Source organism: Pontibacillus sp. ALD_SL1 (genome assembly GCF_017355605.1).
Genome location: NZ_CP062974.1, coordinates 1,274,005 through 1,299,768, shown reverse-complemented (window position 1 = coordinate 1,299,768; position 25,764 = coordinate 1,274,005). Strand labels below are relative to the sequence as shown.

The window sequence follows — 25,764 nt, the reverse complement described above, 5'->3', positions numbered from 1 at the left end:
TAACATTTTAGTTGATATTGTTTCATTATGACCGATAAAAAAGAGGATAGGATTTTTTACCCACTGATTTGGAAATAGAGGGAATCTTACAACAATGTGTATATTAAACTTAAAAGAAAGGGTGTGCCACTTGAAAATATCCAAGTTAGTAAAAGTGATCGGCCTGACCGTTACGTTGCTTGGCGCAGTTGCCATCATTAGTTTATCATTGCTATTTATGAGTATCAGCAACCGAACGGAAGCCGTGGAACAACAAATGAAGTTTCAAGACCTCGGACGCCAAGTTCAAGAAGCATCAGACTATTTAACCAATCAAGTACGTATTTACTCCCAATACGGAGCACCTGAAAATCTCGAAAACTATAACACCGAAGCAAAGAAAACAAAGCGGAGAGAAAGCGCCTTAAACGAATTAGCTACATACAACGTTCCTGATGATATCATGGCTCATGTAGAGGAAGCTGTGAAGAAATCAAATGAATTAGCTAAAATGGAGGAGAAAGCCATTACTTTCGTTGAGAAGAATAATATGGAGATGGCTCAAATGAAAGTATTTGACCAGAATTATCAAAGCAGGAAAGCTAGTATTGATGAGAAGTTAGCAACGTTTCAGAGTGAGCTTTTAGCCCTTGGATCTCGTAAAGCAGACACAGCAAAGCGCCAAATGGAGACGTTTTCATACTTAACGATTGGTGCAGTAGGACTCATGGTTTTGTTAAGCGTATCTACATATTTGACCCTTTACCGTCGAATCAAGCCATTGGGTAAAGTGACCAACTTAGCTAACGAAGTCGCTCAAGGACGGTTAGATTCAGAAGACATTCATCACCACTCAAAAGATGAAATTGGTTCCCTAACGATTGCAATAAATGGAATGAAAAACGACTTAAAGGATATGATTTCAAATATAGCGAACGTCTCCTCCACTGTTACAAAACAAAGTGAGGAATTCACACAGTCTTCTTTTGAAGTAAAAGAAGGAAGTGAACAAATCGCAGTAACAATGGAAGAATTATCATCTGGTGCTGAAACTCAAGCCACTAGTTCCTCTCGTCTTGCAATCATGATGGACCATCTCCTCCAAGAAATTCGACAAGCGCACAGGAGCGGCGAAACGATCTCTAACACATCAGCAAGCGTGTTAACGATGACGAAAGAAGGCACTGGCTTAATGAATCAGTCTGTTGAACAAATGGAGCGAATTGATGAAATTGTGAAAACATCGGTTGATAGCGTAAGAGGACTAGATGCTCAGTCGAAAGAAATATCAAAACTTGTTAAGGTCATCCGAGACATTGCTGACCAAACCAACCTCTTATCGTTAAACGCGGCAATTGAGGCAGCTCGTGCAGGAGAACACGGTAAAGGGTTCGCGGTAGTGGCTGATGAAGTAAGGAAATTGGCTGAACAAGTATCCCATTCTGTTGTCGAAATCACAGGAATCGTTCAAACCATTCAGTCGGAATCCGCCACTGTCGTGCAGTCTCTTGAACAAGGATATGCTGAGGTTGATAAGGGATCAAAACAAATTAAAGTAACAGGCGACACATTCGAGAATATTTATCAGTCCGTGTCAGATATGGCCACAAACATCCAGCAAGTCACCACAACGTTAACTGAAATCGTAGATAACAGCCAGGAGATGAATCATTCTATAGAGGAGATCGCATCTGTTTCAGAAGAATCTGCCGCAGGCGTTGAACAAGCCGCAGCGTCTGCAGAGCAGTCGAGCAGTTCTATGGAAGAGATCTCTAACCGCTCTAGAGAATTAGCTGAGCTTTCCGAGCGATTAGACGATGAAGTAAAACGGTTCTCCCTATAAAGAAACGCCCAAGCTTATGATAAGCTTGGGCGTTCTGTTTCTTATTTACATGAAATCTTATCTTCTTCTTCATTAATTAAATCATCTAACTTCTGAATAAGTAGATCAATATCTTCTTTTGTAATTCGATTTTGTGTGTTGTTTTCCATGGTTGATTGATTCCTCATATCCAATGTATTCTTTTTTGGTATGCGATTGTCTCATTATCAAACAAACAGTACAGCCTTTTTATGCTTATGAACAATCCTCTTCACTATACCCTACCCTTAGAACTTTAATCCTTAAACGACACATTACACGTTCCCCGTAATGGTCCCCTCCAAGTATACATAAAAGACACAATGAAAAGTAATAGATCAAAAAAGACGTCTCCAAACAGAAGACCCCCTCGAAAAATTTGCAGCCCGACCACCGTAATCCTTAAGACTTTAGGCTCGTGGCTTTGCGTCCATACCTTTCGATATATTTGCCTATTTACGTTGTAATCTAGTATTAAAAGTACCATAAATATGACTTTTTTTCTATATATTTCTTAGGTTCTGTTAGTGATGGAATTATTATTCTCCACAAATATAGAGAAACCTTCATATAAACACCTCTGGAATGATTCTTATTTAATGGTTAAACATATACCTAAAAGAAAGTCAGGGTGATGACGATCAAAAAGTATGTTTATCTTTCATTAATTGTTTTCATTTATTTTCACACATGCCAATACGGGATCATTCAAGGTCAGGCGAGTAATAGCTCTCGACCTTTAGAAGAGATTTACTCAGAGATTGGATACAAAACACCTGAAGAGGCTATTAAGGAGGTCGAACAACATTTCAAGCGCGATTTGAAGCTCCCCCTTAGAGTTCCACCCGTAACCTTCACACATTATTTCGGAAGATTTAACAACTTAGAAGGAACCCAGAATGACTCTTTAGCAATCGAATATGTACATGAAAGTTCCTCTAAAAATCACTACAAAATAGATGTTCGACCGATAGAAGCTAAAATTCCGATTAAAGATAACTATGTTGCTAAAAGACTAAAACTTCATAATGGTAGTGAAGCTTTGTATTTACACCTTAGTGAAGGTTGGAATGCATTAGTCTTCGAGGAAAATCATTGGCAATATTGGATCAGTGTAGATAAGAGGATTTCTAGCAAGGTTACTACTGAATCGCTGATTGATATAGCTAATTCAGTTGATTATGAAAGCAACTAGCTTCGCCTACAAAATAAAAGGAGCGCTTCTATTGGATAGATGTGCCCCTTTTATATGTCACGTATTATAACGAACGATTCAGAATATCAAGAACGCTAGCAGGGTCCATCTCTTTGTACGTCCCGACACCTGGCTTGATAAATGTTTTCTTAACAATGTCATCGAAATGACGATCATCAATGTCATAGTCGCTTAATCGATTGGGTGCTCCGATTGAGTTCCAGAAGTTGCGTAAGGCTATTGCCCCTTCAAGCGCCACTTCTTTATCCTCTTTTCCTTCAGGTGACACTCCAAGGACTCTCACAGCTAACTGCTTCACACGAGTTGGATCTTCTTCAAGTACGTGCTCTAACCAGTTAGGGAACAAGATAGCCAGTCCGCCGCCATGAGGAATGTCATAGACTGCACTTATTGCATGCTCAATGCGATGTGTGGCCCAATCTCCGCCATCTGTTCCGTTTGAGAGTGTACCATTAAAAGCAGTGGTACTAAGGTACATCATCGTTTCACGGTGGTCGAAGGATTGTGGATCTTTAACAAGCTTCGGCCCCGTTTCAATGGCTGTCCTTAATAAGGATTCGATAAACCCGTCGATCATTGGAGTATTCTCTGTGCGGTGAAAGTAATGCTCTAACGCATGGGACATACTGTCAACGATTCCATATACCGTTTGATCTTCAGGTACGGAGAACGTATAGGACGGATCAAGAATAGAGAATGTGGGATACACATGTGGTGAACCCCAGCCAATTTTATCTTTCGTATCCAAATTCGTAATGACCGATACAGGATTCATCTCAGATCCTGTTGCTGCCAATGTAAGCACAGTGCCAAGCGGAATGGCTGATTCAATAGGAGCTTTTTGTGTAAATAAATCCCACGCCTCACCATCATAATGGGCAGCAGCCGCAATTCCTTTTGTACAATCAATTACACTCCCCCCTCCAACAGCTAAAAGGTAGTCGATTTGTTCTTCTTTACAAATCGCAACCCCTTTCTCTACCGTTGTTAAACGAGGATTCGGTTCAACTCCAGTAAGTTCAAAGACAGATGCATTCATGCTGTTTAACTGAGCCATAACAGCATCATAGACACCATTCCTTTTAATACTTCCGCCCCCATATACAAGGAGAACCCGGCTGTCTTCAGGTATTTCTGTTGCAATATGTTCAACTTGACCTTTGCCAAAATAAAGTTTAGTTGGATTGTGTTGTAAAAATGTATTCATAAAATCACCTCACCGGCCATCATACCATGCTAAGGGAGCAACCATTATGCAAGGTTTTTAATGATCGGTATCAATAAAAATGATGGCTACTCTGCTTGATCTGTTATAAGGGTCAATAACTCTTGAATTGGAGGTGTAATCCACTTCTTCTTTTGGTATACAAGCTGCGTCCATAACATTACCTTCTCATGGTGAAACGGTAGCTCAACTACCTTATTCTGCTTTAATTCCTGTTCTACCGTAATCTTAGGTAAGAGCGCAATCCCAAGACCATCTGCTACGCATTGCTTGATCGCCTCGAGGCTAGTAAAAGATATGACAGATTGAATGTCTACCCCTTCTTCTCGGAGCAAGTCCTCAAATAAAGTGCGGTATGAACAGCCCTTTTCTGTCAAAATAAGTGTTTCCGCTGCCAAAGCTTTTAGATCCAGATGAGACTCTTTCGATAACGGATGATTAGGTGGGGCAATGAGTACGAGTTCCTCTTCTCGAATTGGAATCGTGGTTAAGCTTGGATGATTCACATACCGATCTAAAAGGATGGCTACATCAAAATTGGCATCGACCGTTCCTTGCTTTAAATTCGGACAAAGCCCTGCCTCAAGTTGAATAACAAGGTCCGGGTGACGTGTTTTTAATAATTTAATATAAGGAGTGATAAAATAGGCAGCCAAAGATTCGACTGTCCCAATTCGAATTGTACCTCTTACAGAGCTCCCTTCTGATAACCGAATTTCCGCTTCATCTAATAGGTCCTCCACTTGTTTTGTGTAGTAGAGTAGTTCTTCACCTGAAGATGTAAGACGCATCCTTTGCCCTACTCGCTCAAACAACTTTACTCCATAATAATCTTCTATCTTTTTAATTTGTGTCGTTACACTTGATTGAGCGTACCCCAGAGCTTCTCCGGTCTTTGTATAACTTCCAGACTTGGCTACCTCGTGAAACGTTTCAAATAACTTTAGATCCATACCTGTCTCCTATCAATATTTTTAATGATTAGTATCATCTATTATAGATAACGTTGATGGTGGTTACAATGGTACACTTTACTATAGGCTCTATTGATATTGGGTGTTGATTCTTCCAGGATTACTGCCCTAATCTTGATTAAATAGAAACATTAAACTTTAACAAAGCTTTGGTATAAAGGAGTGTTACGATGAAGATCTTAACGATTCTAGGAAGTTCAAGGCGTGAGGGGAATACGGAATATCTGGTTAATCAGATCATGGACGGGGTTCAGCATACAGAACTTTTTTTAGGTGACTATAAGCTCGATCCGATTATCGATCAGCGTCATAGTGAGAAGGGATTCTCTCCTTCTTCCGATGATTACGAATTGGTTTTAGAACAGTTGCTAGCTCATGATGTGATCGTGTTTGCAACGCCTGTTTATTGGTTCGGGATGTCTGCTCAGATGAAGACTTTCTTTGATCGCTGGAGTCAGTATTTAAGAGATAAGCGCTTTAACATGAAAGATTCTTTGAGGGAAAAGCAGGCTTATGTGGTGACTGCTGGCGGAAGTAACCCTCATATCACAGCCCTCCCGCTTATTCAGCAATTCGGCCATATCTTTGACTTTGTTGGTATGACTTATACGGACTATGTGATTGCAAACGCTGTAAAGCCAGGGGAAATTAAATTAGACGTTCTTGCACTAGAAAAAGCGAAGCAATGGAACGCACATTTTAAGACCTTAACGTAAAGAAGCCCTCCCCATTTCACGGGAGGGCTTCTTATTCATACATATGAAATTCTTATATACGATTAAAACAGTTTTGAGGCCAATTCTGCTAACCAGGCCGTTAATACAGCTGCATACGTACCGACGACGTTCCCCAAAATTCCCATAAGTAAGCCTACCGGAGCAAGAGCTGGTTGGAATACAGAAGCAACAACGGGTGCTGAACTTGTTCCCCCAATATTTCCTTGAGATCCAACAGCCACGAAGAATAATGGTGCACGAAGTAGTCTAGCCATCATAAAGATAACTAGGATGTGAATCGCTAGCCAAACGATACCAAGACCAATATAAGCTGGTGCTTCGACAACAGCTGCCAGGTCCGCTTTTGCACCAATGGTTGTAAGCAATAAATAAATACCAGCGTAACCAATATTACTTGCACCGTAGTCATCTAACTCTCGCACTTTAGTAAATGATAAGGCTACACCAATAGCCGCGATAATCATGATGGTCCATGTCCCCGCTGAAAGGACAGAACTGGTTGGCAGAAAATCCGTTTCAGCAAATTTACGCACCACGTAAGAAACACCAAAACCAAGGCCCAAGATTCCTAACAATTGTGGAACGGCTATAGGTTGCGCACGCTTCGCAGCAATTTCACCGATTTGAGCATTGATTTTCTCTACTACAGAATTATCTGCTTTGTTCCATCTATTAAACTGATCCTGATAACCAGCAAGAGCGATCATAATTCCCATCCATGTGTAACCAACAACTGTGTCGACGACAATTATAGGTGAAAGTACATCGCTTGGGGTACCGACCGCTTCCGTTAAGGCAGCCATGTTTGCAGTACCGCCAATCCAACTTCCGGCAAGAGCTGCTACCCCTTTCCATGCATCTTCTGGCAGGAATGGTTGGAAGATCGCCATAGCAATAGGTGCACCAATAATGACACCAATTGTCCCTGATAAGAATAAAAAGATTGCTTTTGGTCCAAGGCGTAACGTTGCTTTTACATCAGTAGAGAGTAAAAGTAATAAGAGACCAAATGGTAGAATATACGCACTTACAAAGCTATAAAGATCTGAACTTGAAGGCGTTATCCCAAACGTAGTAGATAGCATAGGCAAGAAATAAGCCCAAATTAATGGGGGTGCATAATGAAAGAACTTCTGCACGAATGGATTCTTCCATTGAGCTAGCATATACACACCGCCGATAAGGGCAGACAGATAGGCTAATAGAGCCATAGGTTCCTGTATTAATGCTGCATTTAATGTTAAGTACATCGTCATCCTCCTAATCTGTCGAACTATGTCGAGGAATCTATTATAGCACAGCATATTGTGTATCCGATTACATTCGCAATAGTTCGTAACATTGAAATAATTCGAACACTTCAGAATAGGCAGGAATCTGTTATACCACAACAAAACGGAACAAGCACACTCACACTACAAAAGCAGTGCTAAACGCTTGTTCCTCTCTATTACTTTACCTCTGTGAAGCATAAACGCGTGCCAGACACCCTTTCGTTCACTACAGCACTGATGCGTGTCTGGCACCCTTTACTTGGCTAAAGTTCATCGAGGAGGTGGCAGGCTGCGGTGTGGCCTGTTGTTTCGGCTGTTTGAAGCTCTGGTGTTTCGTTCACGCACCGATCCCATGCGAATGGACAGCGTGTGTGGAATGGGCATCCTGATGGTGGATTTGAAGGACTTGGTAGATCTCCTTCAAGTACAATTCGCTCCCTCTTCGCTCTTGGATCTGGAACTGGTACTGCTGATAACAGTGCTTTGGTATATGGGTGCTGAGGATTCTGAATAATCGACTCCCGATCCCCTATTTCCACTAGCTTCCCTAAGTACATAACACCAATACGATCTGAGATGAAGTCAACGACGCTTAAGTCGTGAGCAATGAATAAATACGTTAAGTCGAATTCATCTTGCAAGTCTTTCAACAAGTTCAATACTTGAGACTGAATCGAAACATCTAATGCAGATACGGGCTCATCTGCAATAATCAGCTTCGGCTTAACAGCCAGAGCTCGAGCAATCCCAATACGTTGGCGTTGACCTCCACTAAATTCATGCGGATAGCGTTGTGCAACCTTGCGTGGCAACCCAACTGTATCTAGCAGTTCGTATACTCTTCTATCAATTCCATTTGCTGTTTCCACCTCATGAACGATTAACGGCTCAGCAATAATATCTCTAACCGTCATGCGAGGATTTAAGGAAGCATAAGGATCCTGAAATATCATTTGAAAATCTTTTCTAGCTTTCTTCAAGTCCTTGCCTGACAATTGGTCCAAACGCTCACCATTAAAGGTAATCGTCCCTTCTGTCGCCTCAAGCATTCTCATAATCATTCGACCCGTTGTCGATTTCCCGCAGCCTGATTCGCCAACAAGCCCAAATGTTTCACCAGGTTTAATATCAAATGATACACCATCCACGGCTTTTACCACTTGCTTGGAACTTTTGCGGAATCCCTTTTGACTAACGAAATGCTTCTTCAAACCATCTACTTGTAATAGCGGTTCCTTCATTCTCAAGCCTCCTCTCGTTCATGCAGCCAGCACCTGTTCTCACCATCGAATAATGGCGGTTCCTCTTCCCAGCAATGATCCATGACAAATGGACACCGGTTTGCAAACTTACATCCTTTTGGTCGGTCTTCCACTGTAGGCACCTGACCTTGAATGGAATCTAAACGATCTTCTTTTGCTCCAAGCTTTGGAATCGAGCCAAGAAGCCCTTTTGTATAAGGGTGCTTCGGGTTCTCAAAGATTTCATAAACGGTCCCCTGTTCCACAATCCGGCCTGAATACATGACAGCCACTCGATCACACATCTCAGCAATGACACCTAAGTCATGAGTGATAAACAAAATCGAAGTGTTATGCTCCTCACGCATGTTGCGCATCACATCTAAGATTTGTGCCTGAATTGTTACATCAAGGGCTGTTGTCGGTTCGTCTGCAATTAACACTTTCGGATCACACGACATCGCCATGGCAATCATCACCCGCTGACGCATCCCTCCTGATAGCTGGTGAGGGTATTCATTCATAATTTCCTCTGAGCGAGGAATCCCTACCTGATTCAGCATGTGAATCGCATGCTTCTTGGCATCCGTCTGACTTATTCGCTGATGCTCTCGAATCGCTTCAACAAGCTGCTTACCAATTTTTAAAACAGGGTTCAACGAAGTCATCGGTTCTTGGAAAATCATTGAGATATCATTCCCTCGAACCTTTCGCTTTTGACGATCTGTGAACTTCAATAGATCTTGACCTTGGAATAAAACCTCTCCTCCTGTCACTTCTCCTGGCGTTTCATCCAGTAGTTGCATTACAGATAAGGAGGTTACACTTTTACCACTTCCGGACTCCCCCACGAGACCAACGATTTCGCCAGGATAAAGGGATAGATCGATCCCCTCCACAGCCGGAATCGTTTCGCCGTCAACGCGGAAGCTTGTATACAGTTGATTAATTGATAAAATAGGTGCTGTCATCGTACTTCTCTCCCTTCGCTACGGCCTAATCTCGTATTTTCGGATCGAGCGCATCACGCAGTCCATCCCCTAATAAATTAAAGGCAAGCACGGTAAGGAAAATCGCAAGCCCCGGGAAAAACGTAACGTGTGGTGCATTGTTTAAATAATCTCGCCCATTACTAAGCATCGCTCCCCACTCTGGTGTAGAAGGATCAGCCCCTAACCCTAAGAAACTTAGTCCAGCTGCAATTAAGATCGCTGAACCAATACGCATCGTGAAGTACACAATTAGCGTCGAGACCGTTCCAGGGAAAATGTGCTTCATGATGACTCGAAAGTGAGAGGAACCGATGGATTGAGTCGCTTCCACATAAAGCGTTGATTTAATCGCAAGCGTGCTACTTCTGATAATGCGCGCAAAGACAGGCACGCTAAAAATCGCCACAGCCATGACGACATTGAAAAGGCCAGGCCCTAATATGGCAATAATCCCAATCGCAAGAAGCATCCCAGGAAACGCGAGCAAGACGTCCATCACACGCATAATGGCACTATCCACCCACTTGCCAAAATAACCACTAATAATGCCAAGAATCGTACCTAATAAAGCACCTATAAAAACAGACGATAACCCGACTGATAGAGAAATCCAAGCACCGTGAAGAATACGGCTAAAGATGTCCCGACCGAAATCATCCGTTCCCGCCAGGTGCTCCCAAGAAGGTCCTGATAAAAGATTGTCGTAATCGTATTCTTGGGGTCCATAAGGAGCGATCCATGGTCCGATAATGGCAACGATAAATAATAGGAGTAAAAAGATCCCTGCAGCAAAGGAGACTTTTTGTTTCTTAAAAGACTTCCAAAATTGTTGGGTCGGTGTTGCTTTCTTCTCTTGTTGCTCTTCTGTTTTAGTCGCTGCTTCCGCCATTATGAACCCTCCTCATAGCGAATTTTTGGATTTAAGAATCCATATAACAAATCAACTAATAGATTAATAAGTAAGAACTCGAGCGAGAATAATAGAATCTCTGACTGAATCACGGGATAATCACGAGCTGTTATGGAATTAATTAATAATCTACCAAGACCCGGCCAGCTGAAGATTGTTTCCGTAATAATGGAGCCACTCAATAAGAATCCAAACTGTAGTCCAGACATGGTGACGACCGGAATGAGTGCATTTCTGACTGCATGCCGATTGATCACTTTAAATTCGGTCAAACCTTTTGATCGCCCTGTGCGGATGTAATCTTCTTTTAACACATCCATTAAAGACGACCTCGTGAAGCGCGCGATAATAGCCGCCACACCTGCTCCGAGCGTAAAGGATGGAAGAATATACGTTTCTAATCCACCTATTCCTCCTGTTGGGAACCAGCCTAGCTGAACAGAGAAGAGTTGAATCATCATAAGCCCAAGCCAAAAGGACGGAATCGATACACCAGATACCGCAAGAAACATGGAAAAGTGATCTGGCCATTTGTTCCGTTTAACAGCTGAGATAACGCCAATTAAAAGACCAAAGATAAGCGCCCATGCCATACTAGCTAGTGTCAGCCTAAGGGTAGGACCGAAGCGCTCGACTAACATGTCTAAAACAGGGCGCCCCGTTACAATCGACTGTCCTAGGTCGCCTTGAAAAAGATTCCCCATATAGTCAATATACTGCTGATACAGCGGCTGATCTAATCCATACTTTTCACGAATATTTTCAATTTCTTCAATCGTAGCGTCCGTACCAGCGATCAGTCTCGCAGGGTCACCTGGTATTAAGTGAACGAACATAAAGGCAATAAGAGATATAACAAACAACAGCGGAATCATACCCAATATCCGCTTCACACTATACTTCAGCATGAGCTCCCTCCTTTTTTTCGTATATAAGCAATGAAAGAGGCTGAGCTAATCGCTCAACCTCTCCTTGGTTATTCTGATACGATTTCTGCTTGTTTAAGATCCATAACGCCTGAAGAAAGCATGGTTAAGCCTTGAACGTAATCCTGCTTTCCGTAAAGAATATCTGGTACGGCAAGAGGTACCCAAGGGGACTCATCCCAAATGATCTTTTGCGCCTCAGCGTAGTATTCACCGCGCTCTTGGTCATCAGCAGTGGACAATCCTTTTTGAAGCAGTTCATCCACTTTTTCATTCTTATAGTAAGCTGTGTTGTAGGCGTCAGGTGGGAAGGAATTGCTGCTAAATAGCGGGCGCATACCCCAGTCCGCATCCGCTGTAGATGGAGACCAACCACCGTTATAAAGTTCTAGTTCAGCGTCTTCAGGATTGTCGACACCCCAAATTTTATCGCCTAACGTTCCACCTTCCATTGGTACAACATTTAATGTTACACCAACTTGACTAAGCTGCTGTTTATAGAATGACATCATTTTTTGTTTCAATGAGCTTGTACCGCCCCAAATTGTTGTTTCAAAACCATCTGGATAACCCGCTTCAGCTAGTAGTTCTTTAGCTTTTTCTGGGTCATATTCGTAAACCTCTTGTTCTTCATAGTGTTGGGTATTCGGAGCAATAACTGATTTCGTCTGAGTTGCATAGCCGTCGTAAACCACTTTAATGTATGCTTCTTTATCGATTGCATAATTCATCGCCTTACGAACTTTCGGATCATTAAATGGTTCTTTCATCGTGTTCATAGAGAAGTACTTAACAACAAGAGATGGTTTCGTTTCGATGGAAACGCCCTCTTCTTCTTTAAGAGTTTCAACTTGGTTTGGTGCTACAGGGAAAGCGAAATCTGCTTCTCCTGTTTGAAGCATCGCAACGCGAGAACCACTCTCTGGTACTGGTTTAAATTCGATTTTGTCTACTTTCGGTAACCCTTCCTCACGGTACTCTTCGTTCTTCTCCACCGTTAGATGGTCGCCACTTTTCCATTCTACGAATTTGAATGGTCCCGTACCGGCCGGGTTACGAGCAATATCCTGATTGCTTTGTTCTAAAGCTTTCGGACTAATCATTCCAGCAGCTGGGTGTGCAAAGTTGTTCGGCATCGCACCAAATGGTTCTTTCAATGTCACTTTCACTTCATATTCGCTAAGGACTTCTGTTTTCTCAACGAGCTCAAATAAAGACGCTCGACGAAGCTGACTTTCCGGATCTGATAAACGATCTAAGTTTGCTTTCACAGCTTCCGCATTGAAAGGCGCTCCATCATGGAACGTAATGCCTTCTTTTAATGTGAATGTAAATTCTGTTGAGTCTTCATTCGCACTATAATCTTTCGCTAAGACAGGAACGATGTTTAAATCCTCATCAAAACCCAGCAAGCCTTCGTAAATGGCAGACTGTGCAGAGTATGATTGGTTGTCGTTCGTGTCATGCGGGTCTAAACTAGTAAAATTACTCTCCACCGCAATCGTTAACCCTTCTTCACTAGAAGGAGGTGTAGTTTTGTCTTTATTTTTTGATGATGTGTCTTCCTCCGTATCTCCACCGTTGCTGCAACCAGCAACGACAAGTACAAGAGTAAGAAATAAGACCGTAAATAAGCGTGATAACTTCAAAAATGACTCCCCTTTGTTAATTTTTTAATTGATTATGTACACCATCACTAGCTATACTATAATAGCATGTAATTCATATCAAATTACTTGGATTTTATAATAGAAGTATCTGGTTGTCAAAATAAAAATTTAAAAGAATTTAACAAAAGGAGCTCACTCCGTATGAAACCACTTATCGGAATATCAGGAAGTATGATTATCGATCAGGGTGGTCGATTCCCTGGTTACGACCGCGCTTATGTAAATAATGATTATGTTCAATCCGTATTACGTGCAGGTGGAGTTCCGTTTATTCTCCCTGTTCTTGAAGATGACGAAACCGTTCAAGCGCAAGCTTTAGCCATGGACGGACTTGTTCTTTCGGGAGGACAAGATGTAAATCCGCTGCTATACAATGAAGAGCCTCGTCCGAAACAAGGCTCCCCTTTTCCAGAACGTGATCACTCTGAAGCGATCCTAGCAAAAGAAATGATTCGTCAAGGAAAGCCGGTGTTCGCTATTTGCAGAGGCGTTCAGATCTTAAACGTCACTTATGGTGGTTCGTTATATCAGGACGTATCTTATATGGCCCAAGAACCCCTGAAGCATGATCAGTACAACAAACCATGGCAAGAGACTCATACAATTACAACAGAACCAGAAAGCATAATGCGGGAACAATTTGGCGAGAAAACCATTACCAACTCCTTTCATCACCAATCGATTAAAGAGGTCGCTCCAGGGTTTAGAGCTACGGCTTTCGCAGCTGATGGAGTGATTGAGGCAATTGAAAAAGAAGACGAAGAAGGATTTGTGATCGGTGTACAATGGCATGCTGAAATGATGACAGCCAAGCATAAACGGATGCAGCAGCTGTTTAACCGATTCGTTAAAGAAGTCATTCAAGTAAAAAAATTCTGATATCTTATTGCATGATGAACCAATTTTATGTATAGTATAGAGAAAATTATAGTTAAACACTTTCTTATTTCTTATTCAGAGAAGCCGAGGGAACTGGTCCGTTGACGCTTCAGCAACCTATCTTAAATGATGTGGTGCTCCTTCCAGCAAGTGATGAATCACTTGAAGATAAGAAGAAGTGCACCTTACCCACAAAAGGCTCTTCTTCTGAAGAGCCTTTTTCTAATGCTAAGAATACGTTCATGCACTAAAGCACTGATGGGTGTCTGGCACCCTTTGTCGCACTAAAGCGTTAACGGGTGTCTGGCACGCTTCACTATACTAAAGGAGTTGAAGGGTACTATGAGACGATATCAGGCAGAAACAGAATTTGCACAGACGGGTAACCGTAGCGAAAGTACAACAGGTACGGTTAATCCCCCATTATATTTATCTACAGCTTACCGACATGCAGGAGTAGGCCAATCGACTGGATATGATTATGTACGTACAGGAAACCCGACTCGTAATCTATTAGAGGATAAGATTGCTCAGCTTGAGAGCGGGCGTGAAGGGTTTGCGTTCAGCTCAGGGATGGCTGCAATCCAAGCTGTCTTTTCCACTTATCAACCAGGCGATCATTTCATCGTAACTCAAGATGTGTACGGTGGATCTTATCGTTTATTCGAAACACACTTTAAGAAGTTTGGACTTTCTTTCTCTTATGTGAGCGGGAGTAGTAAAGAGGAATTTGAAGCCTGTATAACTTCCAATACAAAAGGTTTCTTCATTGAGACACCGACGAATCCCCTTATGCATCAAGTAGATATAGTAGATATGGCGGAGGTTGCCAAGAAGCATGGACTTCACCTTATTGTAGATAACACTTTCTACACACCGTATATCCAGCGACCAATAGAACTTGGTGCCGATCTTGTCATTCACAGTGCGACCAAATACATCGGTGGTCATAATGACTGCTTAGCGGGTCTTGTTGTCGCTCAAGATGAAGACATTTGCACTTCTCTACGCCTTGAGCAAAATGGGTCTGGAGCTGTATTATCTCCATTTGATAGTTGGCTTCTTATGCGTGGGTTGAAAACACTCCCCCTTCGTATGAAACAACATGAACAAAACGCAAAAGAGCTTGTCACGTTTCTTTCTGAACACCCGCTTATCAAAGACGTGCTTTACCCAGGGCGAGGTGGTATGATCTCCTTCCGTGTCACTGAAGAAGCTTTAGCTCCTAAACTACTAGAATATTTTGAGCTTGTAACATTTGCTGAGAGTCTTGGGGGCGTTGAGACCTTCATTACCTATCCAGCTACACAAACACATGCGGACATACCAGAAGAAGTTCGTTCTAGTTACGGAGTCTGCAACAGACTACTCCGCCTTTCAGTAGGGATCGAAGCAATCGAAGACCTGACAGCCGACTTCGAACAAGCCCTTGAAAAAGCAAATCAAAGCCTAAGCACAACAAACTAACCAACCAAAAGTGCCAGACCCACATCATCGCTTTAAAGGGATGACGCGTGTCTGGCACCTTCTGTATCTTTAAAGCAATAAAGAGTGTCAGACACCCTTTACTGTTGTAATGTACGAAAGCTTCATTAGAGTGGTTAGATTTTGCCGATCATGGTGGTGGAGATTTCTGTTATAAATGCAGGATAATCTATGTCTAGTAATATTTCGCAATAGTTATTAAAGGATTCATTCACTTGGGGTTGATCGCGAAAATCTGCCACACTAACCCCCGTTGTCAGGTAGGAAGACTCTTCAACAGTTACGTTACGTTTAACACTTTTAAACAAAGAGGGATTAGAAACGTAAACAATTGTTATTAAATCATGCATAGGAGCTCCGTTTAAAGATGGCCTTTGTTTCTTATAAAAATCATAGTAAGGCTCGTATAATTGACCAATTAAGGAGCCAATCTCGGTTATGGATTCATTTTGGATACTGTCTACAAGACTAGGCGTTATAATCCCTTTCATCGAAACATTTAGGGGACAAAGTACAATCTTATTCGGCCCAGTATTGTCTAAGACAACGTTTGCTGCAACAGGGTCCCCGAAAAAAATTAGCCTCAGCATAGGGAGTCACATTGCCAGGAACTAAAAAAGCCCCACCCATAATCACAACCCGCGATGTCCTCTTCATCCTTTCAGGTGATGTAATATAAGCCATTGCCAGAGACGTAAGACGTCCCATATTCACAATAACCAAATCCTCTGATTCATCGATAATTTCAAATACTTTATCGAAGTTATATAACGTAAATTTCTCGATTTCCGTTTGGATATTCCCCAATCCGCTTATTCCATGAATCTCCTCATAATACGTAGGCTCATCCCCAGAAAATGACCGAGCAGCGCCGCTGATTAGAGGGATGTTCTCTTTCTTCATTTGCTTCAATACGTAATAAGCGTTTCGTGTAACTTTCTCTTTAGAAACATTCCCAAACCCTGCCACAACGCCTACAACACGAATATCTGGATGATTAAATGCATACAAGAGCGCAAACGTATCGTCCACTCCTATATCCGTAAAGATCAGCACATTTGTCACACTAGACCCCCTTCTTTTCATCTTTTTTCACTGTATGTTTGCATCTAAAAATCGTGATAATCTCCTGGGTATTAAACATAAATGTAAAAACATTTCAAGCAGTAAATATGTCCCATTTTATACATTAACTCACATGTATATGTTTCTTTATGCTAGGTTATGTATTCGTCACAATCCCTTCTATGCTTTACTCAGGCGCTCTAGCAGTATTGAAACTTTTTGACATTCCTTCATTATTAAACTTATCTTATACACAATCCGTATGGCTCGTCATTTGGGTTATTGGTATAATAGGTGCTATTTACGCAATTTTCGGCGGACTTGGCTTATCCGACACTTGTAGCAAACGTGCTGCCTTCTTACTTAAATGGCTTTTTCCTAGCTGTTTTACTAGGAGCGGTCCTAAGCTCATTTAACTCATTACTAAACAGTGCATCCACAATGTTTGCTTTTGATATCTATAAAACAAGCATTAATAAAAACGCTACCGATCAAGAGATGATTCGAATTAGTAAATGGGTTGGAACCCTTATCGCGTTAGCAACATTTTTCATTTCACCTATGCTCTTAAATGCACCAAATGGGTTATGCGATCTCATCCGTAAATTTACCGGATTCTTTAACATCCCTATTATTACCATTGTGTTAATGGGTGTTTTAGCGAAGAAGATTCCAGCCATTGCTGCTAAATCAGTGGTCATCTTCCACGTGTTTGCGTATTACTTAATGGTGTAGGGATTCGAACAGTTATTCGGACTAAGTGTATCCATTCACTTTATCCACATCTATGGCATTCTATTTGCTACTGAATTAGCAATCATGCTCATTATTGGTTTCGTCAAACCAAGAGAAACAGCGTATCAAATGCCACACAATCCTAGCGTAGAGATGACACCTTGGAAATACGCTATGCCTACTTCGATCTTCTTGTTCGCATGTGTCGGTCAAACGTATATCGTATTCTCTCCTATTGGGGTGGCTTATACTGAAGGCATTGTATCCTCTTCCTTCTGGCCAGCTACAGCAGCTCTCGCTGGGCTTACGATAGTCTGCATGTTATTCAGCCTTAGAAGTTGGAATGAGAAGTATATGAAGTCCACTTCTTCTCGTTCTCTAAAACAAAAAGGTAAAAATCTTAAGGAACAATGGGGAGCATCTTCCACAAGCGATCAAGTTTATTCCTCTCAAAACAGCAAATAATTTTTAATTAAAAAAGAGCGCTGCTCCCAAGGATCAGCGCTCTTTCTACTTAGATAAAGGTGAAGCATCCGTAACAGAAGACGTAGCGTCCTCTTTTCTACTTAAATAGATGCCTGCGATTAATAAGAATGTAGAGATAAGGAAGATGTACATCCCCGTTGAAGCCAAGTTAACTCTTTCCCCTGAAATATTGCCCGACTTACTTATCATATAAGCTATGATAGACACAGAACCCCCGATAGCGCTACCATACCCAGTGAGTAGGCGAATCGATCCCCTTCTTATCACTTGGAAAACAGGATACACGAAAAAAACTAAGAATATATATCCCTGCTGCTGAAAGCCATTCTCAGATAAGATCCCTGCATCTACCCACGCAAAGAAAAACGATAGAACTGCCATAGCCAATGCTAGTAAAATAAGCTTACTTCCCCTATTCATCGCATTCATGCTCACCTTGCTCCATCCCCTATCCATTTAGTTCCTTTTGCCCATTATACCTGAATTTACATTAAATACAAAATGCATCCACACAACTAGACGTTTTAATAGGGTACAACCGTACATTTTAGTAGTACTAGAGACAAACTCCTATACTAAATTTATGGACCAGCATACTCTATTAGTACCTTCGGGTAATCAATAAAAAGGAGTTGAGTATATGAGTTGTTGTGGTAAATCTGGTAAAGATCGTTGTGTATGCGATAAGGTGAGAGAAATTGCAAGAGTACAAGACGCTGTAGACAATAACTGCTGTGAAAGTGGTTCATGTCACCGCGCCATTGAAGACCTTGTTTCTCCTACAGGCGGTGATGGGAGAGACACCATTCCGTTCGTACTTCTATGTGGATGCGAAAACACATTTGCGGGTCTATTACCTTACTTTGCTTGGGGAGTTAAGAAGTATAATGGCTGTTCTGGCCTTTACCCTTCTCCATTCTTCCGTGTGAAGCGATTCGTAGATGGCAAACGTTGCTGTGCGATTTTAGAACTTCTTTACCCTGAAAGATGCAGTGGTTCTTTGTTCAAATATAGTAACTTCTTCCGTACAGGGATTTGTGTAGAAGTCGACCTTAGTAAATTTACAGGCATCACTTGCTTCCACCCAGTAGCTGCATTAAATGCAAGCGAGGCAGACATGGATGCTGGTGCCGAGTTGGTTCAACAATTAAAATCTGACCCTTCTATGATGGGTTCACTATCTTCAGAAGACTAATTCAACCCCCATGTTCTCCTTTCTTTAAGATACGGAACTGGCAAACCACTCCCCTGGTTTGCCCTTTTTTAATTTATAGAATACCAGACCACTTCTACACATTAACGTAAAGAAGCGTGCCAGACACCCTTCTTCGCGCTAAAGCACTAAACGGTGTCTGGCACCCTTCATTTCTCTAAAGCTGCACATAATAAAAGCCTGCCCCAGTTGGGACAGGCTTTTTAGGTTGAGATTGATTTATGCGGATTGCGTTGCTTCGTTTGGATTTTGTTTCTTCCACATAAACTTGCCAGTATAGCCATAGATAAGCGCAATAATGATTGAAACAAAGCTCATCCACATAAATGGTAGATAAGAGAACGTTGAAATACCAAGTGTTGCAGCCATATAAATACCATTATCTGACCATGGCACCATGCTTGATGTCATTGTTCCCCCTACTTCTGTGTTACGACTCAATGTGTCGCGTCGATACCCCAGAGAATCATAGCTTCTTTCCATAATCTTAGGTGTTAAGATGAGCGATACATACATGGCACAGCCAAATACGTTCGAGAAGAATCCAACAAGGAGTGTTGAAGAAGTAAGACTACCAGCAGATTGAATCTTATTGATGAAAGCCTCCATAATTACCTGCAGTACTCCAATCTTCTCAAGCAAACCGCCAAACCCTAAACCAAAGATAATCACGACGATTGAACCAAGCATACCGCTAATTCCGCCGCCAGCTAGTAATTCATTGATAAAATCAATGTCTGATGTAATATTGAAGCCACTGTACGCTGTGCTAATTGCATCAGCAAGCCCCATACCTTGGAAACCAATCGCCCAAATAATACCAAGCAATGCACCAAAGGAAATGGTAGGAATAGAAGGCTTCTTCATAACCAATAAACTAATAACAATAACCGCCGGCAATAACATAAAGCCGTTAATGTTAAATACATCTGTTAACGAAGCCATAATCGAGTTTACTTTATCAAGGTCAGCTTCACCGCCTCCATACATAAACCCTGTAACCGTAAACAAGATGCCTGTAATGATAAAGGCCGGAACGTCTAAATAAAGCATCGACTTCACGTGCTGAATCACATTTACTTTCGACATCGAAGCTGTTAGGACTGTACTGTCCGATAAAGGAGATAGTTTATCCCCGAAGTAAGCTCCAGACAAAATAGCACCAGCAACCATAGGAAGTGGCATTCCAAGACCTTCACCGATTCCCATCATAGCAATTCCGGCTGTACCTACTGTTCCCCAAGAAGTCCCTGTCGCAAGGGCCGTAACAGAACAGATCACGAGTGTTGCTAGTAAGAAGATGGAAGGATTAATAAATTCTAAACCATAATAGATGAGTGTCGGAACAACACCACCAGCAATCCACGTTCCAACTAACGCCCCAACTGCCAAAAGAATCAGAACCGCTTCTAGACCATTTGAAATTCCTTTGATCATAGCGGCTTGTAAATCATCATACGTATATCCAACTAGCAACCCTAGTCCAATGACAACAAATAATGAAATAAATAATGCCAACTGAATTGGCAATTCGTAGATTGTAAATGAAAATACAATCGCTAAAAAGATAGCTAAAACACTAATAACCTCAAGCAATGAGGGTAATCTTGCTTGCCCCATTTTGATCCTCCTCCACAAAAAAAGCCAATCCTCGTTAAAGAAGGACGGCAAATTCGTATAAAAATTCACTTATATCGAGGAATTATACCATAAGTTAGCCCGATAAGAATCTATTTTTTAAAGGAAATATAGATTTTTATCATTGAAAGCACTTACACAAACCCGGGCTTCCCACCTTTCCCTGAGAAAAATAAGAGAAAAAATAAAATTTTCAGAAAAAAGGTTGTTTATGTATAACAATCCGTATAGAATACGTCTTACATTCAATTTTCGAGAGGAGGCTAGGCGATGGTTACATTTTTTGCATCCATCATGTTACTACTATTAGGTTATTTCGTTTATGCAAAGGTGGTGGAACGAATTTTTGGAGTCAACGATGATTCCCAAACCCCCGCTTATGCAAATAACGATGGCCTTGACTATATGCCCATGAGCTGGTGGAAAGCGAGTTTAATTCAACTCTTAAACATCGCCGGCCTTGGACCGATTTTCGGCGCAATCATGGGAGCTCTTTACGGACCAGTTGCTTTTATCTGGATCGTAGTGGGATCTATTTTTGGAGGAGCCGTTCACGATTACTTCTCAGGTATGCTATCCATTCGACACAATGGAGCCCAATATCCAACAATCGTTGGAAAGTACTTAGGAAAATATGCTAGTTCTATTATCAACGTCCTATCAATCGGACTCATGATATTAGTTGCTGCGGCTTTCACAGCAGGCCCAGCCCAACTTATGGCTGAGGTGACACCACTTGGATTTATGGCATCTTTACTTGTCATCTTTGCTTATTTCTTAATCGCAGCCGTTCTTCCGATTAACAAAATTATCGGAAAAGTTTATCCAATATTCGGTGCCATCTTAATTTTCATGGCTGTTTCTATAGGCATCGGATTATTCTTCTTTGATAATCCAATTCCAAACCTAACCGTACAAAACTTACACCCTGACGAACTGCCGATGTGGCCGCTTCTAATGGTTACCGTATCTTGCGGTGCAATCTCAGGGTTCCATAGTACACAAAGTCCGATCTTAGCCCGCACACTGAAAAAAGAAAGCGAAGGTCGTAAGGTATTCTTCGGCGCAATGATCGCAGAAGGCGTAATCGCGCTAATCTGGGCTGCAGCTGGTATGACATTCTTCGGTAGTACAGGCTCCCTACAAGCCGCTCTTAATTCTGGTGGCCCAGCAGGGGTTGTAAACGAAATCAGCACATCAACTCTTGGAGCATTTGGCGGGGTCCTTGCTGTAATCGGAGTCATTATCTTACCTGTTACAACAGGAGACACAGCACTTCGCTCATCCCGTATGATGCTTGCAGACTTAATTGGACGTATGCGTAATAAAGAGTTAACAGGTAAGCTCAGTTCACTATTCTTAATCGTTCCTGTTGCTCTACCTACATTCTTCTTAACGCAAATTGATTACAGCTTCCTTTGGCGTTATGTAGGCTGGTCTAACCAGGTCGTTGCAACCGTAATGCTTTGGACCGCGGCCATTTATTTATTACAAAATCAAAAGTTTCATTGGATCTGTTCCGTACCAGCCCTGTTCATGACAGCTGTAGTAAGTACCTACATCTTCTACGCACCAGAAGGTTTCGGACTATCTTACACCACGTCCATGATGATCGGATCCGTCATCTGGCTAGCCGTTGTAGCATGGTTCGTCATCCAGATCTTGAAACAAAAAGCTCACAAACCGGCAGTAGACGTAAACCGCCAAGCAAGTTAAGCTTAAAAGGAAAAGGTGCCAACCCCCTGTTTATAAAAAGGGAGTTGGCACCTTTTTTTAATTAAGCATGACGTTTCACTTGCACAATTACCAGGGCCACCTTACTCTATGGCAAAAGATCAGATAACGGAACGATTTCAGCTTTGCTTTTAAAAATCGGAATAAATTCGCTTAAAACAGATACCATCTTCTCGCCAGCAATCCCCACATGCCCAATGGCAATAAGATCCTTTTCCTCTACCAACTCTTCTTCAACCCTCTTTGCTTGCTTTTTCATATGCTCAATCGAATACACATGGTCTAAAAAAATCTCATTTTCCAAATAAGGAACACCTAATTCAGTAGCTAATTCGGGAATAACGCTACTCCCTGTTGTTTTACTATCCAAATAATACAGACCATGATTCTTACACTCTTCAAGTACAATACGCATTACCCGTTCACTTGCCGTTGCTTTTGATCCCATGTGATGGTTCATCCCCACTGCATGTGGAACAGCATGAATCGCATCGTGAACGCGCTTCCTAATCTCTTCATCTGAAAGGTCTGTCGTAATCGCCCCAGGTCCCAGCCAACTTCTCTTCCCTTTCATAGGCTCCATCGGCATATGAACGATCACTTCATGACCCAAGTAATAAGCACGCTCCGCATCTTCTGCAGTCGTTGGCATAAATGGCATCACAGCAACAGTCAACGACACAGGAAGCTCTAACATTGCGTCAGTTCCTCCCATATCATTTCCAAAATCGTCGATTACAATGGCAAGTTCTTTCTTGGACTCCCCTGCCCAAGCAGTAGTCATCCCACCCCATCCGACTAACAACACCAAAGCACACACAAACACTCTCATAACTATCTCGCCTTTCCAGGTATAGTTCCTTTATCTTTTGCGAAATAGGTCAATTGCATTCTTCTTGTAGGAAGTTCTGTTCATTACTCGCTCACCTTCGGAACTTTGAGTATTTTTAACATCCAATGAAATGCACGTAAAAAAGAAGAGCCTCATACGCTCTTCCTTTTCACATCATTTCTATAGGCCCGTTAATCAAACCAGTTCCACAGTCGTACTTCCCCAACTAAAGCTGAGCCTACCCATTCTTCATCCTTCAATTTGAGCAAATCCTTTGTAGGTCCAGTCACGACCATTCCATAGATTCGAACTCCGTTTTCTTCAATATACGCAATGTCACGAGAGAGGTCTTCCTCTGACCGATAGGCAATATCCATTGTGATTCCTTCATATTCTTTCATATAATGAAGCATATTTAAGAAGTCTTGATTTCTCTTCTGCCCATCGCCATACGAATCTACAGAATAACTTCCTCCACCACTTTCAACACCAAAAAAGAATCCGCCACTTTTCTTAGTGACTTCCGTCTCCATGAACAAAGCTGGAGAGATATATGGAAATCCAATAGGAGACTTTGGAGTAATCTCCCTTTCCTCAAGATCCGGCCCCGTATCTACCGCAAACCAAACAGGCATCAGGTCTCGATCTTTTAGAATGGACAGTAGTTCATCTGTCGAGAAATATTCTGTGAAAGAGATATACAACTCACTCACAGTACCTTCAGGGAGCTGTTCTAACCTCCGCTCCCACTGTTCATCCTTCAACTCTCCATCCTCTAGTTGCTCTGGATACCAAAATGGCACAAAATGGGATTCCTCATAATCGAGATCAATATTCGGCATATTTAGCAAGAAGTCTCCGTTTAACTCACCAACTTGCTCACGTTCTGCTCCAACCCGTTTTACTAAATCACCGTTAAAATTCATATGAAGAAAAACAGCATTTGCTCCTGAACTTCCCACCTCAAGGTTAGGTTTGGTAGTCGCTACCGCTGCCTTGATTGCCTTTGGATAGGCTTCCATTTTGGACTCCTCACCTAACCCGTAAAAGAGAATCGTAACAACCGACATCACTACTGCCCCAATGAGAAGAATTCCAATAACCGTTGCAGCATTTTGAAAACGAGCCTTCCATTTCCCCCTTCGAACAAAACGTTTTGTATCTACTGAGGCTTCACTTTCTTCTCCCATCGTCTCATCAAAATAAGATTGATACGCCTCCAAACGCTCGAGATCTTTCTCCACTTCTTCTGCCTCTTCATCCGTTAACTCCCCCCGCTCATAGGCAGCTAACTTTCGCTTAAATTCCTCATCCATCTTCTATTTCACTCTCCTTCTGTCGTAACGTCTTCCTAGCCCGAAACAGCAATATTCTTAAATGGCCTGGAGAGATTCCCAAAACACTTGCAGCTTCTGCCTGCGACAGTTCATGAATCCCCACAAGGACAATAGCCTGCTTTTGTTGATCGGGTAATTGCTCAATATGAGTTAGCGTCGTCTGCAGACGTTCTTTAACCAGCAAGGCATCAATCGGAAGCATCCCCTGAGTGTCCTCTTGGTCAAAGATCCCGTCATAAGGATGAACTCTGGAATTTTTACGCTTATCATCAATCCATACATTACGAGCAACCCGAAACAGCCATGGTTTTACTTTCTCATCTGGTAATTCTTCTACATGTAAATAGGCACGAAAGAACGTTTCTTGTACACAATCTTTTACAGTTTCTACATCTTTGGAGAGGAAAAGCAAATACCGATAAACATCTTGCGCATAAGCTTCATAATAGTCATCTAAAGATCTTTTCTTCTTCATCCTCTCCCCCTCTCCACCCTATACACGTTTTAGTTGCTATTTTGTTACAGTTTCGTCACTAAAGATTGTTCAGTTCATGTTTAGTGTTGATTTGTTCCATATATGCCTCATACGGAAAATACATTTAAAAGAGCTTATGAAAATACAAAAAGACCGCTCAAATGAGCGATCTTTTCAAGTTACATATTCACTTCCTGATAAAGGACACGCTCACCTGTACGGTCTTTATGAATCTTGTCCACCAGAAGAGTAATGAGTAATCGGTTAGAAGGTTTTTGTTCGAATACGTGTTCAGGGCATTCGAGCCATTGAGAAAAAAGACTTGCGCTACCTCGCTTCCAGGCTTGTTCGATTGCATGACGAATGGCGCGCTCGACTCGACTCGATGTCGTTCCATAAGCGTTGGCGATCTCTGGGTAAAGGGCCTTCGTCATCTTCTGTAAGTAGATAGGGTCCTCAAAAACAAGTGTGGCAGCTTTTTGGATATACTTGTAGCCCTTTATATGAGAAGGGACTCCAATCCGCTGCAAATAATGAATGATAAGCCCACTTACCGGAACACCTTCTAGCTCCTCTTTAGAACCTGGATTACTTGATTGATTATGTTTAAGACTTTCTACTTCGTCTTCTAATTCTCTAACTTTTGTTTTTAACCCTTGCATATCGTAAAGTAGTTGTTGTACAACTGTTCGAATTTGATGTTCTGTCATAATCTAACCCTTTCTAACCTCTTTGTACACTAGTTCAAATGTTTTAGATAATATGTATGATGAATTTCCTCAATGTTCCATTCTGCAAAGACGTTACCATTTTATCATATTTTATGTAAACAGAGTGTTGTTTTTCCATCATAATTGCAAATTTACACTAAAAAACATCT

At 41.8% G+C, this 25,764-nt stretch carries 25 protein-coding genes and 2 riboswitches; of the genes, 9 read left to right on the top strand and 16 right to left on the bottom strand.

Going from position 1 to position 25,764, the window contains the following annotated elements:
- The first annotated feature begins 130 nt into the window (after positions 1 to 130).
- A complete protein-coding gene (locus IMZ31_RS06510) occupies positions 131 to 1,822 on the top strand; it encodes a methyl-accepting chemotaxis protein (protein ID WP_207529751.1) in 1,692 nt (563 codons plus the stop codon).
- A 395-nt stretch (positions 1,823 to 2,217) separates the two neighbouring features.
- Positions 2,218 to 2,303: riboswitch (cyclic di-GMP riboswitch) on the bottom strand.
- A 171-nt stretch (positions 2,304 to 2,474) separates the two neighbouring features.
- The gene (locus IMZ31_RS06505) at positions 2,475 to 3,035 is read left to right on the top strand and encodes a hypothetical protein (RefSeq protein WP_242705658.1); all 561 of its coding nucleotides are present in this window, start codon (positions 2,475 to 2,477) and stop codon (positions 3,033 to 3,035) included.
- Positions 3,036 to 3,099: 64 nt separating this feature from the next.
- On the opposite strand, the gene IMZ31_RS06500 is transcribed toward IMZ31_RS06505, so the two are convergent.
- Positions 3,100 to 4,263 carry an iron-containing alcohol dehydrogenase gene (locus tag IMZ31_RS06500; protein ID WP_207529749.1) on the bottom strand — a complete coding sequence of 388 codons (1,164 nt, stop codon included), beginning with the start codon at positions 4,261 to 4,263 and terminating at the stop codon, positions 3,100 to 3,102.
- An 86-nt stretch (positions 4,264 to 4,349) separates the two neighbouring features.
- Positions 4,350 to 5,234: a LysR family transcriptional regulator gene (locus IMZ31_RS06495; protein ID WP_207529748.1), complete on the bottom strand. Its 885-nt coding sequence runs from the start codon at positions 5,232 to 5,234 to the stop codon at positions 4,350 to 4,352.
- Positions 5,235 to 5,425: 191 nt separating this feature from the next.
- On the opposite strand from IMZ31_RS06495, the gene IMZ31_RS06490 reads away from it, so the two are divergent.
- Complete coding sequence (locus IMZ31_RS06490) at positions 5,426 to 5,971, top strand: flavodoxin family protein (RefSeq protein ID WP_207529747.1); 546 nt, start codon at positions 5,426 to 5,428, stop codon at positions 5,969 to 5,971.
- A 62-nt stretch (positions 5,972 to 6,033) separates the two neighbouring features.
- On the opposite strand, the gene IMZ31_RS06485 is transcribed toward IMZ31_RS06490, so the two are convergent.
- The 6 genes from IMZ31_RS06485 to IMZ31_RS06460 all read right to left on the bottom strand — a co-directional run bounded on the left by IMZ31_RS06485 (position 6,034) and on the right by IMZ31_RS06460 (position 12,984).
- On the bottom strand, positions 6,034 to 7,242 hold the full coding sequence (locus IMZ31_RS06485; RefSeq protein ID WP_207529746.1) for a DUF819 family protein: 1,209 nt from the start codon (positions 7,240 to 7,242) through the stop codon (positions 6,034 to 6,036).
- Positions 7,243 to 7,529: 287 nt separating this feature from the next.
- A complete protein-coding gene (locus IMZ31_RS06480; RefSeq protein ID WP_207529745.1) occupies positions 7,530 to 8,507 on the bottom strand; it encodes an ABC transporter ATP-binding protein in 978 nt (325 codons plus the stop codon).
- 2 nt (positions 8,508 to 8,509) lie between these two features.
- Positions 8,510 to 9,478, bottom strand: coding sequence for an ABC transporter ATP-binding protein (locus IMZ31_RS06475; protein ID WP_207529744.1), 969 nt, complete (start codon positions 9,476 to 9,478; stop codon positions 8,510 to 8,512).
- 25 nt (positions 9,479 to 9,503) lie between these two features.
- Entirely contained in the window at positions 9,504 to 10,388 is an 885-nt protein-coding gene (locus IMZ31_RS06470; protein ID WP_207529743.1) for an ABC transporter permease subunit, read from the bottom strand.
- Positions 10,388 to 11,317, bottom strand: coding sequence for a nickel ABC transporter permease (gene nikB, locus IMZ31_RS06465; RefSeq protein ID WP_207529742.1), 930 nt, complete (start codon positions 11,315 to 11,317; stop codon positions 10,388 to 10,390). The genes IMZ31_RS06470 and nikB overlap by 1 nt, the downstream gene beginning before the upstream one ends.
- Before the next feature lie 68 nt (positions 11,318 to 11,385).
- A complete protein-coding gene (locus tag IMZ31_RS06460) occupies positions 11,386 to 12,984 on the bottom strand; it encodes a glutathione ABC transporter substrate-binding protein (RefSeq protein ID WP_207529741.1) in 1,599 nt (532 codons plus the stop codon).
- A gap of 162 nt (positions 12,985 to 13,146) precedes the next feature.
- On the opposite strand from IMZ31_RS06460, the gene IMZ31_RS06455 reads away from it, so the two are divergent.
- Positions 13,147 to 13,884: a gamma-glutamyl-gamma-aminobutyrate hydrolase family protein gene (locus IMZ31_RS06455; RefSeq protein ID WP_207529740.1), complete on the top strand. Its 738-nt coding sequence runs from the start codon at positions 13,147 to 13,149 to the stop codon at positions 13,882 to 13,884.
- 68 nt (positions 13,885 to 13,952) lie between these two features.
- A riboswitch (SAM riboswitch) is annotated at positions 13,953 to 14,059 on the top strand.
- Positions 14,060 to 14,226: 167 nt separating this feature from the next.
- A complete protein-coding gene (locus IMZ31_RS06450; protein WP_207529739.1) occupies positions 14,227 to 15,351 on the top strand; it encodes a methionine biosynthesis PLP-dependent protein in 1,125 nt (374 codons plus the stop codon).
- 134 nt (positions 15,352 to 15,485) lie between these two features.
- On the opposite strand, the gene IMZ31_RS24625 is transcribed toward IMZ31_RS06450, so the two are convergent.
- Positions 15,486 to 15,959 (bottom strand): nucleoside hydrolase, encoded by a 474-nt coding sequence (locus IMZ31_RS24625; RefSeq protein ID WP_207529738.1) that lies wholly within the window; start codon positions 15,957 to 15,959, stop codon positions 15,486 to 15,488.
- On the bottom strand, positions 15,889 to 16,434 hold the full coding sequence (locus tag IMZ31_RS24620; protein WP_207529737.1) for a nucleoside hydrolase: 546 nt from the start codon (positions 16,432 to 16,434) through the stop codon (positions 15,889 to 15,891). Before IMZ31_RS24620 ends, IMZ31_RS24625 begins: the two co-directional genes overlap by 71 nt.
- 294 nt (positions 16,435 to 16,728) lie before the next feature.
- On the opposite strand from IMZ31_RS24620, the gene IMZ31_RS24430 reads away from it, so the two are divergent.
- Positions 16,729 to 17,169 (top strand): sodium:solute symporter family transporter, encoded by a 441-nt coding sequence (locus IMZ31_RS24430; RefSeq protein WP_242705657.1) that lies wholly within the window; start codon positions 16,729 to 16,731, stop codon positions 17,167 to 17,169.
- Positions 17,170 to 17,253: 84 nt separating this feature from the next.
- Positions 17,254 to 17,634: a hypothetical protein gene (locus IMZ31_RS24425; protein ID WP_242705656.1), complete on the top strand. Its 381-nt coding sequence runs from the start codon at positions 17,254 to 17,256 to the stop codon at positions 17,632 to 17,634.
- Between the two features lie 45 nt (positions 17,635 to 17,679).
- On the opposite strand, the gene IMZ31_RS06430 is transcribed toward IMZ31_RS24425, so the two are convergent.
- Positions 17,680 to 18,090 (bottom strand): hypothetical protein, encoded by a 411-nt coding sequence (locus tag IMZ31_RS06430; RefSeq protein ID WP_207529736.1) that lies wholly within the window; start codon positions 18,088 to 18,090, stop codon positions 17,680 to 17,682.
- A gap of 205 nt (positions 18,091 to 18,295) precedes the next feature.
- Between IMZ31_RS06430 and IMZ31_RS06425 the strand changes: the two genes are divergently transcribed.
- Positions 18,296 to 18,850, top strand: a complete 555-nt coding sequence (locus IMZ31_RS06425) for a CotY/CotZ family spore coat protein (protein ID WP_207529735.1) — start codon at positions 18,296 to 18,298, stop codon at positions 18,848 to 18,850.
- A gap of 237 nt (positions 18,851 to 19,087) precedes the next feature.
- Here IMZ31_RS06425 and nhaC read toward each other — a convergent pair whose 3' ends face one another.
- Positions 19,088 to 20,488, bottom strand: coding sequence for a Na+/H+ antiporter NhaC (gene nhaC, locus IMZ31_RS06420; protein ID WP_207529734.1), 1,401 nt, complete (start codon positions 20,486 to 20,488; stop codon positions 19,088 to 19,090).
- Positions 20,489 to 20,776: 288 nt separating this feature from the next.
- Between nhaC and IMZ31_RS06415 the strand changes: the two genes are divergently transcribed.
- Positions 20,777 to 22,222: a carbon starvation CstA family protein gene (locus IMZ31_RS06415; protein WP_207529733.1), complete on the top strand. Its 1,446-nt coding sequence runs from the start codon at positions 20,777 to 20,779 to the stop codon at positions 22,220 to 22,222.
- A gap of 106 nt (positions 22,223 to 22,328) precedes the next feature.
- Here the strand turns inward: IMZ31_RS06415 and IMZ31_RS06410 are convergent, their stop codons facing one another.
- The 4 genes from IMZ31_RS06410 to IMZ31_RS06395 form a co-directional block, all read right to left on the bottom strand.
- Positions 22,329 to 23,072: a divergent polysaccharide deacetylase family protein gene (locus tag IMZ31_RS06410; protein ID WP_207529732.1), complete on the bottom strand. Its 744-nt coding sequence runs from the start codon at positions 23,070 to 23,072 to the stop codon at positions 22,329 to 22,331.
- A 191-nt stretch (positions 23,073 to 23,263) separates the two neighbouring features.
- Positions 23,264 to 24,388, bottom strand: a complete 1,125-nt coding sequence (locus IMZ31_RS06405) for an anti-sigma factor (protein WP_207529731.1) — start codon at positions 24,386 to 24,388, stop codon at positions 23,264 to 23,266.
- Positions 24,381 to 24,884 carry an RNA polymerase sigma factor gene (locus IMZ31_RS06400; RefSeq protein WP_207529730.1) on the bottom strand — a complete coding sequence of 168 codons (504 nt, stop codon included), beginning with the start codon at positions 24,882 to 24,884 and terminating at the stop codon, positions 24,381 to 24,383. Before IMZ31_RS06400 ends, IMZ31_RS06405 begins: the two co-directional genes overlap by 8 nt.
- Positions 24,885 to 25,063: 179 nt before the next feature.
- Positions 25,064 to 25,594 carry a sporulation initiation factor Spo0A C-terminal domain-containing protein gene (locus IMZ31_RS06395; RefSeq protein ID WP_207529729.1) on the bottom strand — a complete coding sequence of 177 codons (531 nt, stop codon included), beginning with the start codon at positions 25,592 to 25,594 and terminating at the stop codon, positions 25,064 to 25,066.
- Positions 25,595 to 25,764: the final 170 nt, after the last annotated feature.

What these genes read in the sequence shown, in the direction of transcription:
- nhaC (WP_207529734.1), bottom strand. Translation starts at nt 20,488, where the DNA reads ATGGGGCAAGCAAGATTACCCTCATTGCTTGAGGTTATTAGTGTTTTA.
- IMZ31_RS06415 (WP_207529733.1), top strand. Translation starts at nt 20,777, where the DNA reads ATGGTTACATTTTTTGCATCCATCATGTTACTACTATTAGGTTATTTC.
- IMZ31_RS06410 (WP_207529732.1), bottom strand. Translation starts at nt 23,072, where the DNA reads ATGAGAGTGTTTGTGTGTGCTTTGGTGTTGTTAGTCGGATGGGGTGGG.
- IMZ31_RS24625 (WP_207529738.1), bottom strand. Translation starts at nt 15,959, where the DNA reads ATGCTGAGGCTAATTTTTTTCGGGGACCCTGTTGCAGCAAACGTTGTC.
- IMZ31_RS06400 (WP_207529730.1), bottom strand. Translation starts at nt 24,884, where the DNA reads ATGAAGAAGAAAAGATCTTTAGATGACTATTATGAAGCTTATGCGCAA.
- IMZ31_RS06405 (WP_207529731.1), bottom strand. Translation starts at nt 24,388, where the DNA reads ATGGATGAGGAATTTAAGCGAAAGTTAGCTGCCTATGAGCGGGGGGAG.
- IMZ31_RS06490 (WP_207529747.1), top strand. Translation starts at nt 5,426, where the DNA reads ATGAAGATCTTAACGATTCTAGGAAGTTCAAGGCGTGAGGGGAATACG.
- IMZ31_RS06505 (WP_242705658.1), top strand. Translation starts at nt 2,475, where the DNA reads ATGACGATCAAAAAGTATGTTTATCTTTCATTAATTGTTTTCATTTAT.
- IMZ31_RS06425 (WP_207529735.1), top strand. Translation starts at nt 18,296, where the DNA reads ATGAGTTGTTGTGGTAAATCTGGTAAAGATCGTTGTGTATGCGATAAG.
- IMZ31_RS24425 (WP_242705656.1), top strand. Translation starts at nt 17,254, where the DNA reads ATGCTCATTATTGGTTTCGTCAAACCAAGAGAAACAGCGTATCAAATG.
- IMZ31_RS06475 (WP_207529744.1), bottom strand. Translation starts at nt 9,478, where the DNA reads ATGACAGCACCTATTTTATCAATTAATCAACTGTATACAAGCTTCCGC.
- IMZ31_RS06470 (WP_207529743.1), bottom strand. Translation starts at nt 10,388, where the DNA reads ATGGCGGAAGCAGCGACTAAAACAGAAGAGCAACAAGAGAAGAAAGCA.
- IMZ31_RS06495 (WP_207529748.1), bottom strand. Translation starts at nt 5,234, where the DNA reads ATGGATCTAAAGTTATTTGAAACGTTTCACGAGGTAGCCAAGTCTGGA.
- IMZ31_RS06485 (WP_207529746.1), bottom strand. Translation starts at nt 7,242, where the DNA reads ATGTACTTAACATTAAATGCAGCATTAATACAGGAACCTATGGCTCTA.
- IMZ31_RS06450 (WP_207529739.1), top strand. Translation starts at nt 14,227, where the DNA reads ATGAGACGATATCAGGCAGAAACAGAATTTGCACAGACGGGTAACCGT.
- nikB (WP_207529742.1), bottom strand. Translation starts at nt 11,317, where the DNA reads ATGCTGAAGTATAGTGTGAAGCGGATATTGGGTATGATTCCGCTGTTG.
- IMZ31_RS06395 (WP_207529729.1), bottom strand. Translation starts at nt 25,594, where the DNA reads ATGACAGAACATCAAATTCGAACAGTTGTACAACAACTACTTTACGAT.
- IMZ31_RS06500 (WP_207529749.1), bottom strand. Translation starts at nt 4,263, where the DNA reads ATGAATACATTTTTACAACACAATCCAACTAAACTTTATTTTGGCAAA.
- IMZ31_RS06480 (WP_207529745.1), bottom strand. Translation starts at nt 8,507, where the DNA reads ATGAAGGAACCGCTATTACAAGTAGATGGTTTGAAGAAGCATTTCGTT.
- IMZ31_RS06455 (WP_207529740.1), top strand. Translation starts at nt 13,147, where the DNA reads ATGAAACCACTTATCGGAATATCAGGAAGTATGATTATCGATCAGGGT.